This window comes from uncultured Treponema sp. (genome assembly GCF_934725225.1).
Classification (GTDB): Bacteria; Spirochaetota; Spirochaetia; order Treponematales; family Treponemataceae; genus Treponema_D.
Genome location: NZ_CAKVAM010000005.1, coordinates 182,696 through 194,650 on the forward strand (window position 1 = coordinate 182,696; position 11,955 = coordinate 194,650).

The following is an 11,955-nucleotide window of genomic DNA, read 5'->3' on the forward strand; positions in this document are numbered from 1 at the left end:
TCCATATCGTATATTTTCCTTGAAATGCACAAGGAGAGTATGTATTTTTCTTTGAATTTTACAAAACAATGTCATGCTGCAGTCCATACAGTGAAGCTGCAACGAAGATGATTATTTACCCCCCCCCCGTTACTATAAGCTTTTTATCTCTACTAACATTTATCCATTCAGACTCATCAAAATCATATCTTTTTACAACTTTTGCAGGAATTCCTACTGCCACACTGTAATCAGGAATATCTTGTGTAACAACAGAATTTGCTCCAATACAGCAATGTTTTCCTATTTTTACTCCTGGCAAGATTCTTGCTCCCATTCCAACTATCGTTTCCTCACCGATAAAAACAGGTTTATGTTCCAAATGCTGATTTTTTGGAGGAATAGAAATATCTATATAAGGATGGTTTATGTCAGTAATCAAGACATCAGGCAAAATAGAAACGTTATTACAAATATTAATGCTTTCAGCACATGTAATATGAACTCTCTGCTGAATATCTACATTGTCTCCAATTTTTATAGATGGAAAATAAACTTCATCTCCATAATTATACACGGCTTCAATTCTGGCATCGTTCATTATAATTGAATCAAAGCCTATACTTATAAATTTCTTTCCAATAATACGCATGGGCTTTATAACTCTGCTATGCTTTCCAAAACTGTTCCAGCAAAAATTATTAATTAAGGAAATTTTGTATAATCTTAGTCTGTAAAGTATTTTCTTTAAAATCATTTTTTCAATTCAGTATTCTTAAAGAACGCAAATATATGATAATTATACATCAATATAACTATAGCCAACAAATAAACGAATAATTTCATTCTGATTAGAACTATTTCTGATAAACTAAAATTACAAAGAGGAATAATTGAACAGGAAAGGAAAACTAACATTCCAACAATATCTTGCCAATTATTAAAAAATTTGATTTTTGTGCAAACTTTAAAATATATATTCATTATTAAATAAGAAAATGATAACGCAATTGTTGCTGCAACAACTCCAATTTTTGGAATTAAAATAAGATTAGTTGTTATACTGACAATAGAGCCAACCATTGTTCCTATTCCATTTATTATCGAGCGTTTTTCTGCCGTAAGTGCACATTCAATAAACACATTTCTTCCAGAAAAGATAACTCCAATAAGAACCAAAGGCACATAAAAGGCTGCAGAATAATATTTTTCACCAGCAATAATCATCAACGCTTCTTTTGCAAAAAGAGAAAGAATCAAAGCCAATGCGTATAAGGCAAAATTATAGATGTTGTTTATTTTTTTCATATATGGAACAAATGCATCTATATCAGGATTTTCATTATACTTTTGAAAAATACTTGGCTCCAAGGCTTTATAAAAACTTTGGATAATCATATTCATTGCAAAAGCAATTGTATATGCAATATTATATATTCCTATTATTTCAAGACTTACATAACGCTCAAGAATAACTTTATCTAAGCTTGTAAGCACAAGGTATGATACAGAACCAGGAAGCAAAGGTAGAGAAAATTTCAACCCTTGTTTCAACTGTCTCCAATCCAAGCCCATTTTGGTATGTCGCAACATTATGATTATATAAATAACAAAAAATGGTAGCAATGTAATAAGTCGTCCATAATATTGGCTCATTACTCCCCAGCCAAGGGCTACAAGCATTACAAATGTTGCTACATATTGCAGAATACAACGACCTAGCGAAATACCAACAAACATTTTTGCATTTTGCTTTATTCTATAATAAAGCATTGGAATAATTGAAAAACTTTCCAAAAAGTTATTAAGAATGGCAAGTCTAAAATATGGTTTCCATGGTACTGATATTTTAGCTTTCTCAATTATGAAAGGTCCTGTAAAATGAAAAAGCGCAAGTACTGCAAAATTGATAATAGCTATAAACACAAAAATATTGCCTAGTAATTTTTTTCTTTCCTCCTTCGTCTTACAGTCAAAGAAAAACCTCAGAACATAAGTATTTAACGCAAGAGTACATAAAACATATATAAACGCAATTACGGAATTTGTATAAGATAGAATTCCGTAATCTGCTGGAGAAAGATACCTAGTAAAAATCGGCATCATCAAGAACGAGATTATTCTTGGAACTACTTCTCCAACTGTATATAAAATTGTGTTTGAAAAAAGTTTTCTATTCATCTAATGCTTTTTTTATTTTTTCTGATGTGCATTTTTCAAAAAACACAGGAACCTTATAATCATCTGGAAATGAGGCATTTAAACCTTGATTCAACTCATCAGTATTAGCAAATAAAAATAAGTTTTTATCATTAAACAATAAACTTAAATCTTTATACATATCATACTCATAAATTAATACTTTTGTTTTAGACTGCAAAGCTTCATAAACAGCTGTTGAGCATACTGTTATCATACATTTTGATTTTGCAAACAGTTCGTTTACAGAATACTCGTTAGTATAAACTGTAACTTCCTTATCAAAGAAATCATCAAAGTACGTTTTTTCAAAATATTGATTTGGATGAAGTTTAAATATGACATCAGTTGATTTTATTATGTTATTATTGATAGCATTTTTTATGACAGAGGCAAGCTGTTTTCCAAATACATCAGCTGCTATTACAAGAATCTTACTTGCGTCTGTTCTCTTTTGAACGCTTTTACTAAAATAATTATTTCCAATACATACATTTTTAATTGGTGTATATAAGGAATTGCACCAATAATCAGAAAATGTTAGGAACTTCGAAGGTATATAAATAAAATTCGTCAAGTTTTCTATTTGGGGATAACTGTAGGCATAATGAAAACTGCCAATTATTCCATGTTGAAATTCATATAAAGGTATCTTCATCTTTGAAGCAATATAGAATAGACCTTTTTGAATCCCATTTTGCGTTAAAAAAATTTTATTAATTTTATGTTGTTTGAATATTCGCTTATATAAATATATATCCCTATAAAAAGAGATTAAAAGTTCATACAAATCATGAACTTTTATTATTTTATTAGGAAATTCAGAAGTCAATAAAGCACAAATTCTTTCTATACAAACCTTATCAGCTTTTGATATTTTAGGACGATATATTAATTTGATGGTTGGCAGTAAATATGCTGTAAAAAAAATATCACTATTATAATGCTTTGACTTCCTTCTTAAAAAACTTTCAATAATCAAATTCTTTTTGCTTTTAAATAATTTATAAGTATCAAAAGAATTTTGATCTATAAAATCTCCGTCAAATTGATTTCTGCTTGCAACAAAAAACATATTATCATATTTTTTTCTACTAATAAAAAGAAAAAACAAACAATATACAAAGCAAAAAAAATATTTAGGTAATTTCAATATATGACATATTTTCGGAGTATTATGTATATTCTTTTTATTGGAATTAACAATCGGGCTTCCATTATCAAAAGAACATCCGATATAATACCTAAAAATATCCCAAATATAAATTCCTTTATCGTTTTTTATTTGAAAAATATCACTTTTTTTTTCAAATCTTAAAAAAGAGTTATCTAAAATCATTTATCTTCTATTAATATTCCTTGCGAATTCCTGTACACTCTTGAAATCGGCAGGTTTTCCAATATCAATCCAATATCCTGTAATAGGAAATCTAATTACTTTTTTATTATTTTTTATGAGCTTGTCCATAAAATCAGTTGCGTCAAAAAATTCATTGTCAGGAATCAAATCCAGCAGGTCTCGTTTTATAAGATAAATACCAGCGTTAGCATAGTAATGGTAACTGGGCTTTTCTATTATCCCCTTTATGTCCCGTGTGTTTTCAAGCTCAAATATTCCATAAGGAATATTCACATTATACGGAACACCGGCAACACTCATATCTGCATCGTGCTTCAAGAAATGCATATAGAATGCTTCAATGTCTATATTTGTAAAAAGATCTGAGTTCATTAGAAGAATTGTGTCATTATACCATTCCCTAATAAATTTAATTGAACCTATCGTGCCAAGAAATTTCGGTTCATGTACACACTTTACCTGTACTCCGTTTATCGGATTCTTAAAATGCTCTTCTATCTGTTCAGCCAAATAATTCACAGTAACATTTATATGGTTAATACAGCTATTAATTAAGTTTTCAACGTTGTAATCAATAATAGGCTTATCGGCAACTTTTAAAAGAGGTTTGGGGGTATCCAAAGTAAGAGGCCTTAATCTTTCGCCTTTGCCGCCTGCCATCATAACAGCATCAACAGGAACATAGGATTTTCCATTTGAAAAATCTCTGACAGTAAACAACGTTCCATCAATATTTAACTCCGGAACATACTTAATCCCAAGATTTCTGATTTTTTGAATTGTTTCAGGACTATATTCTCCATGTTTTAGCGAAGTGAAATTTGTATTCATCACCTCTGAAATCTTGTCAGCGAGGGATTTTCCACCTATAAGACCACGTCTGCAATCACCATCTGAAACAGAGCCAACAACTTTATTATCAGAATCAACAGCAAACAAAATCCTAGTGCCTAAATTAGAAAGCTTATCTATTTTCTTTAAAGCTTCCAAAATAGAAGTTTGTTCATCAATCAAGTAACCATTCATTTCAAAGATCCAAAAATTGAATAAAAAATTCAATTTATATTATAAAAATAAAAGAGTAAAAAGATTTTTTACTCGACTTTCTTTACAGTTCCACCGCCTCATCAGCAACATAATCTCTGGTGGCTTTTTTTCCTTCAATCAAATCCCAATATTTAGCAGGAAGACCTTTGTCATTGCGTTTTACACAAAGGTTTTTGTCAGTAAAGACTTCTCCTGCTTTTATTTCCTGCATGGCAACACAACGCTTTAAAACAACTTTAGAAATATCAGACTCACTTTTAGTTGGAACTTTTTCTCCGCTTCCTAAAGCCACTTCAATATTACGGATTGCATCAACCATCTTCTTGAACTCAGCCGGCTCAGTGCTTGCCAAATGGTCAGGGCCTTCCATATTTCGATCTAAAGTGAAATGTTTCTCAATAACCGTTGCTCCTAAAGCAACTGCGGCAATCGGAACTTCAATACCTTTTGTATGGTCAGAATACCCAACAGGAACTTTAAAAGCGTCTCTCAAAGTAAGCATTGCATTCAAATTTACTTCCTGCATAGGACAAGGATAATTTGTAATGCAATGCAAAAGCGTAATATTTTTTGTTCCTGAATCGCGGAGAGTCCTGAGCGCAACATCAACATCTGCCAAAGACGACATTCCGGAACTTATGATTACAGGAAGTTTCTTATTTCCCATTGTGCGTAAGAACGGAATATTAGTAACTTCACCGGAACCAATTTTTATAAATGGAATTCCAAGCTCAACAAGAAAATCAAGACTCCATTTTTCATCTGCAGTTGAAGCAAATTGTATGCCGATTTCATCACAATATTTCTTTATCTCTCTAAAATCGTCATACGAAAGTTCCAGTTTTTTCAGCATATCAAACTGGCTTTCTTTCTTTCCTGTGTTCACAGTTTGGTAATCTGCCTGCGCAACATTATGCGTTATAATTTTTTCAGTTATCCAAGTCTGAAATTTCACAACATCAGCTCCAGCTTCTTTTGCAGCCTTGCACAATTCCAAAGCTAAATCAAGCCGTCCATTATGATTGACACCAGCTTCAGCGATTATCAATGTATGTTTCATGTCTAATACCTGTACTTTAGTAGAAAATTTTTATATTTCTCTGTTTTGCAAGGATTTCGTCTTTTCCACTCAAGACAAACATCTTCATATTTCTTCGTATCAAATATTAATTTTCCGATTGAAAACTGCTTTAAATTATGGCTAAAGGACTGTTTAAATTTAAAGAGAGAATTTTCTTCATCGCCATTAGTGCCACCACCCAAATGGAATTCTTTGACACCTTCCTTGTGCATTTCACACGCTACTTTCCATAGGAGCAGATTATTCGCACCGAGAGAAGAATAATTTCTATTGCTTCCGGCCAAATGATAATGCCCATAACATTCATCATACATAAATAAAGCAGCACTGATTATTTCATTGCCTTTTTTTATACAACCCAAAAAGCCTTTCCCCTTAAATATATCAACAAATCTTTTATAATAATTATCATCAAAAAAATAAAAGCTATCAGCATCGAGCCGTTCCATTGTAGAATCGTAAAGCATCTTAAATTCTTCAAGATGAAAGAATTCATTGTCACGAAAAAAAACAAGACCGTTTTTTTCTGCCTTGCGAATCGTATTTCGGTTCTTTGATGAAATCTGATTTTTCCAAATGGCTTCCTCAGATTCAGATGTATCTATTACGACTGTTTTTCTGTCATCGATTACATCAAAAACATTGTGGCAAAATTCTGCATTATTCAGTAATGGATGAAAGCGAATAAATCCAGCAAGATAGTTTTGCGATTTTAAATACGCAATCATTTCTCTTAGAGCTTTTTCATTCCAAGTTGAGTCATCACAATTTGAAATCGGCCCACCATATCCATAAGGAGTTTCAAAATCAAAATAGTTTTGATATGTGCTTCTTAAAAACGGAAGCAACATTATATTGGTATTTTCTTCGCAAATGACACAAAGAGGAGTTTCTTTTTTTGAAGCAGACAGCGAAACATACTCCTCAGTAAAATAAATATCTTTTTTTTCGGGAGCAAATAAATTTAATTTGTCTCCCCAAAATGGAAGAATTTCTACACGCATTCCACCGCCAACAATCTTAGAGTTCACTTAACACCTTTGCAATTTTTTCAGAAGTCTTTCCATCGCCCCAATAATACAAATCATCTTCATTTATTTTCTTGTTTAGAGCGATATTTATAGATTTCTCAATATCTTCAACAGATATACCGCTCTGTACAATATTATTGCACTGATAACGGCCTTTCTGCCTGTCGCCAATATTCACAACAGGAACATGAGCCACAGGGGCTTCAACAATTCCGCTGCTGGAATTTCCTATTACCAGTGAAGCTTGTTTCATAAAACTTATATAGCGCAACTGCCCAAGCGACGGAATTTGTTTAAATTTTTCAGGATTTTCTGAAGATACATTCGAAATATATTCATTAATCTGCTCTCCGCCAAAATCGGCGTTTGAATAAGTTATAACCGTTTGAAAATTTTCTAGCTTATCTAAAGCCAGTATACAATTTTTTACAGCAGATAGATTGTATTCAAGAGATTCCCTAGTTTCAGAATGATACGTCATAAGAATCCATTTTTTCGACAAATCAAGGCCTAAATTATCTGCCAGTTCCTGTCTAGTCATAATAGGCAAGCGGTTAAAAGCATCCAAACCAGGTTCTCCAACACTCCAAATATTTTTATTTGAGCCACGCATTCGCTCTATATTTTTGGCAGAATCTACAGTTCCTGGAAAATGGTAAGACGCAAGCATAGTTACAGAATTACGGACGCCATCATCAATCGCGCCTTCAGTCACATCGCCGCCTGAAATATGCGCAATAGGTATTCTCATTACAAAAGCGGTGTTTGTTATAGGAAGCAATTCATATCTGTCTCCTAAAACAACCAGAATATCCGGTCTTAACTGTTCAAAAACAGGGGCAAATTTCTCTGCCATTCTTCCCATAGACTCCGCTATAGTTTCCATAGTAGAAATATCAAGGTTTGAGTCAACAGTAGCATCTATTTTAAAACCGTCTTCCTTTATTGCATCAATAGTATGTCCCTGGCTTTTTAAAAGATGACCGCCAGTTACAATAAGCTGAAGCTGAATATTATTTTTTGTCTGCAAGTCTTTCATGATCCATTTTATAAGACCATATTCAGAACGCGCAGATGTAACAAAACAAATTTTTTTCATATAAATTTTATTTAATGAAATTATATGGAATTACCCAAACAAAAAACAAAATTAAAAATATTAATATGCCTAATCCTGGTGCAAATTTCATATATTTTAAAGTTCTGGAAATATCAGTAATTTTTTTATCTTCTTCAGGAACAATAAATAATTTTTGAGTTGCTTGTAATTCATCAGGAGTAACCTTCGTAAATACTGATCCAATAAATATCCCTATTATATTGGATATAATACCAACAATAACAGGATCAAATATGACAGGTAACGTAATGTTGCAAATATTAGAATATAATTTCAATAGGAAACATGAGCAAAATCCCGTTAACATCCCAACAAAAGCTCCTGCTTTCGTTATTCTTTTTGATAAGATGCTAGCCAAAGCTACAGGCATCCAAGAACTGGCAACTATTGCACCACCAAAGTACATAATCCAAAATATTTGAGGTGGGTTGAACACAGCAAGCAAAAGAACCACAAAACTAACAACACCCATCGAAATCCGACTTACTACAACAGACTTTTCTTTCTTTTTATAAATATCATTACCAAATGAAGCTCCTATAAGAGACAAAAACGTAGTAGCAGAAGATATTCCTGCAGCTAAAACGCCTGTAAGCAATAACACACCTAAAAACGTAGGCAAAATATTCATAGAAGCCCAGATAAGAACATGAGATTGATCCTCTAATTCAGGACAACATAAATTCACTGTAACAGCTGCAATTCCAACAAGTAGCTGTAACAAAAAAATCCCAAAAGCAGAAAAGACCGAAGATCTTATAACGGTATGCTCATTTTTTGCCATTAAATATCTGCTTGATTGCCATGGACCGACCATACAGACAGAAAGCCAGACTATTCCATACACAATACCCCATATAACATTGTCCTGACCTTTTGAATACATATAGTCGAGATTTCCATGCCATGACAGCAAGTCCTTAATATCAAACGATTTTAGTTGTCTAACAGCAGAATACCAACCTCCGCATTTTTTAGTTATTACAAAAACAGCTGCTATAAGAGCTATTGTAAATATCGAAAACATTAACGTATCTGTAATTAATACACCTTTCGACCCACTGGAAATTGTTACAATACTGAATACTATTATAGCCAATAAAACACAAAGTTTATAATTTAGACCTGTAACCACATGCATCAGAGTACCTACACCTTGTACCACAGATAATAAATAGACTGTCATCGTGATTATTGCAGTTATCGTTGACAAAACTCTTAATTTTTCAGAACAAAAGCGAATTCCAAAATATTCCGGAATCGTAAATACTTTTGCTCTTCTTAAATATCTTCCAAAAAAAACAGCTCCTAATATATAACCGGCAACTTGCATTGTAGCAAGAATTGTCATTGGAGAAAATATTCCCTTATAATATTCTCCTGCGTCGCCCATAAACATGCCAGTACTTACATAAGAGGCAATCATAGAACCAATAATAAGCAACAAAGGCGCATTGCGACCAGCAACGTAAAAATCATTTGCATCTTTGATTTTTCTACTAATAAAATATCCTATCATTATATAGATAACAAATGATATAACCATTCCTAAAAAATATATATTCACTTTTCAGCACCTTGCTGTTCTGAAATCTCTTTTTTCAGTTTTTTATAGGAAATATAGCCACAGACAAAAAGCCATATGCCGAGAAATAAAGCAATAAAAAATTCCATTTTCGTCTTTAGCTATTTATTGATATTCTTATCAACCAAACTTACTATTGCAGAAACCGTATTCAAATTTTCCGGAGCAACATCATCCGGATCTATTTCAATACAGAATTCTGATTCAAGCCTATCCATTAACTGCATAATTGCCAGAGAGTCCAACACTCCGGATTTTAACAAATCAATTGACTCATAGATCTTTGGAAAATCATTTCCAATTTCTTTTAGTAATTCCACAACTTTTTTTTCAGTACAGCTATTCATATAGATTCTCCTTTAAAAATTCTTACATTTCAGTTTTTTCTTTTAATTTTGTTCTATCAATTTTTCCATTAAGATTCCTAGGCATTTGACCCAATTTAATTCTTTGATTTGGAATCATATAATTTGGGAGTTTTGCCTTTAATCTTGAACCTAATTCATCAGAATCAATCTTTCCTGTGTAAAAAAGAATTATATGCTGCTTTTCATTATTAAAGACACAACAATTCTCATCAACTCCATCAATTGTGGATACATTAGCCTCAATTTCTCCAAGTTCAACACGATGTCCCATATGTTTTATTTGAAAATCCTTACGCCCAATATGCTCCATTTCCCCATAGTTGTTATAACGAACTAAATCACCTGTATGATAAATTTTTTCAGGATAATATTTGTTTAATGGATTTTGAGTAAATACTTCCGCAGTTTTTTCAGGTTCCTTATAATACCCATAAGCTAAAGAATTTCCTCTCACGCAAAATTCCCCTTCCTTTCCAATTTCTTTTACTTCTCTATTATTTTCATCAAGAAGAATAATACTACAGTTATTAAAAGGAATTCCTATTGGCAATGTTTCATCCTCTTCAAATTCACGGTTCAAAATATAATATGTCGCCCCATCAGTTATTTCTGTAGGCCCATAAGCATTGACAAACATTGCATTGGGTATTGCTTTTCTCCATACATTTAATTGCTTTATTGGCATTACCTCACCGCCAAAAATCATCTTTTTAACACAGGAAATATCAACTTTTTCAAAAGGATTTATATTTGCAATAACCACAAATGCAGAAGGAACCCAATATAAAAAATTAATCTTGTTATTTTTAATATATCGCAATAATTTTGAAGGAAACATAAACAAACTTGGAGATATTATAAATGTTGTGCTTCCATTCCTAATTGTACCATAAACATCAATTATTGAAATTACAAAATAAAGAGGTCCCTGATTTCCAATTATTTCTTTATCTGTTAAATCATAAGCCTGCGTAGCTGCATCTATATAATCAATCACAGCCCTATGGGATGTCACAACTCCTTTAGGGATTCCTGTAGAACCTGATGTGAATAAAACATACAAAACATCTGAATCTATAATATTCTCATGAACTTTACTTAACTTTTCTTCAGATATATTCTCCTTCATCAAATCTTCATAAAGCAATATTTTTGATTTTCGAGAGAATTCTTTCACTTTGTCATAATGCTCTTTATCAGTTATTATTGATAACGGCTCTAATGTTCCAAGAATTTTTTCTATTCTTGACATTGGCATTTCTGTATCCAACATAGTATAGAAATTACCGCTATAAGCAATTCCTAAAAATGACGAAATACATTCAACACTCTTATCCAAAAAAACCGCTATAGGTGATTTAAATTGGTTTTCCTTAATCAGCCTTTCTGCAATATGCTTTGATTCAATCTGAAGCTGTTTAAAAGTAATTGCTCTCTTTGAATCTACAAAGGCTGTTTTATCTCCAAATTTTTTTACAGTTTCATCTAAATAATCAGTTATAAGCCTTGCCATAAATCACCTTAAAAATTGGGATTAAATTTTGTGCTAAATTCCTTTCCAGGAGTGTTTAATATAGTTGTATAATCTTTTAGTTTCTTTGGAGGGAATGTTGCAATCCCTATCTCGCAATTATTTCCAATAATTGTTCCTGGTAATAGACAAGAATTAACTCCAAAAGTAACATTATTGCCTATCGTACAATCACCTGTAATTATTACAGAAGGACCTATCACAACATTTCTGCCAATCTTATCACCATGACTTAATATTGAAAGAGAATCTATAAAAAGAAAATCCCCCACAACAGGATTACCCGTTATCATTGCCCTAGGATAGGCTACTATTCCTTTTCCTAACTTGGCTATTGGGGACAGATAAACACTGTCACTAATATAGCAACCAGCTTTTAACGAATTTGATTCTATAAAATCAATCATTCGATTTCTAAGTTTAAGGTTGCGAATCGCAATTATATAATAAGCGTCTTTATCAAGAATATTATTTGCTATAGCTTCCTTTTCATTTCCTAAATATTTAATATATTGACTTAAATCTTTATCCTCATGTAAATCATAATAACCATAGACAGAATATCCATCGAATTTCATATATTGAAATAACTCAATTGCAAATCCGCCCCCCCCTAGAAAAATTACTTTATCTGTCTTTTTCACATTTACCCTC

11 protein-coding genes are annotated in these 11,955 nt (G+C 32.0%); all 11 read right to left on the bottom strand.

Going from position 1 to position 11,955, the window contains the following annotated elements:
• Nucleotides 1–115 precede the first annotated feature (115 nt).
• Nucleotides 116–736, bottom strand: a complete 621-nt coding sequence (locus Q0H92_RS09270) for an acyltransferase (RefSeq protein ID WP_296014180.1) — start codon at nucleotides 734–736, stop codon at nucleotides 116–118.
• Nucleotides 733–2,160 (bottom strand): oligosaccharide flippase family protein, encoded by a 1,428-nt coding sequence (locus tag Q0H92_RS09275; RefSeq protein ID WP_296014181.1) that lies wholly within the window; start codon nucleotides 2,158–2,160, stop codon nucleotides 733–735. The genes Q0H92_RS09270 and Q0H92_RS09275 overlap by 4 nt, the downstream gene beginning before the upstream one ends.
• Nucleotides 2,153–3,517 (bottom strand): hypothetical protein, encoded by a 1,365-nt coding sequence (locus Q0H92_RS09280; RefSeq protein ID WP_296014183.1) that lies wholly within the window; start codon nucleotides 3,515–3,517, stop codon nucleotides 2,153–2,155. Before Q0H92_RS09280 ends, Q0H92_RS09275 begins: the two co-directional genes overlap by 8 nt.
• A complete protein-coding gene (locus tag Q0H92_RS09285; protein WP_296014185.1) occupies nucleotides 3,518–4,564 on the bottom strand; it encodes a nucleotidyltransferase family protein in 1,047 nt (348 codons plus the stop codon). It lies immediately after the preceding gene.
• 82 nt (nucleotides 4,565–4,646) lie between these two features.
• Nucleotides 4,647–5,645, bottom strand: coding sequence for an N-acetylneuraminate synthase (gene neuB / locus Q0H92_RS09290; RefSeq protein WP_296014188.1), 999 nt, complete (start codon nucleotides 5,643–5,645; stop codon nucleotides 4,647–4,649).
• A 2-nt stretch (nucleotides 5,646–5,647) separates the two neighbouring features.
• A complete protein-coding gene (locus Q0H92_RS09295) occupies nucleotides 5,648–6,697 on the bottom strand; it encodes a peptidoglycan bridge formation glycyltransferase FemA/FemB family protein (protein ID WP_296014189.1) in 1,050 nt (349 codons plus the stop codon).
• A complete protein-coding gene (neuC, locus tag Q0H92_RS09300) occupies nucleotides 6,687–7,796 on the bottom strand; it encodes a UDP-N-acetylglucosamine 2-epimerase (protein ID WP_296014191.1) in 1,110 nt (369 codons plus the stop codon). Before neuC ends, Q0H92_RS09295 begins: the two co-directional genes overlap by 11 nt.
• 7 nt (nucleotides 7,797–7,803) lie before the next feature.
• Entirely contained in the window at nucleotides 7,804–9,363 is a 1,560-nt protein-coding gene (locus Q0H92_RS09305) for a sodium:solute symporter family protein (protein ID WP_296014193.1), read from the bottom strand.
• Nucleotides 9,364–9,503: 140 nt separating this feature from the next.
• The gene (locus tag Q0H92_RS09310) at nucleotides 9,504–9,749 is read right to left on the bottom strand and encodes an acyl carrier protein (RefSeq protein ID WP_296014196.1); all 246 of its coding nucleotides are present in this window, start codon (nucleotides 9,747–9,749) and stop codon (nucleotides 9,504–9,506) included.
• 22 nt (nucleotides 9,750–9,771) lie between these two features.
• Complete coding sequence (locus Q0H92_RS09315) at nucleotides 9,772–11,283, bottom strand: amino acid adenylation domain-containing protein (RefSeq protein ID WP_296014200.1); 1,512 nt, start codon at nucleotides 11,281–11,283, stop codon at nucleotides 9,772–9,774.
• 8 nt (nucleotides 11,284–11,291) lie between these two features.
• A complete protein-coding gene (locus Q0H92_RS09320; RefSeq protein ID WP_296014204.1) occupies nucleotides 11,292–11,945 on the bottom strand; it encodes a hypothetical protein in 654 nt (217 codons plus the stop codon).
• Nucleotides 11,946–11,955 lie beyond the last annotated feature (10 nt).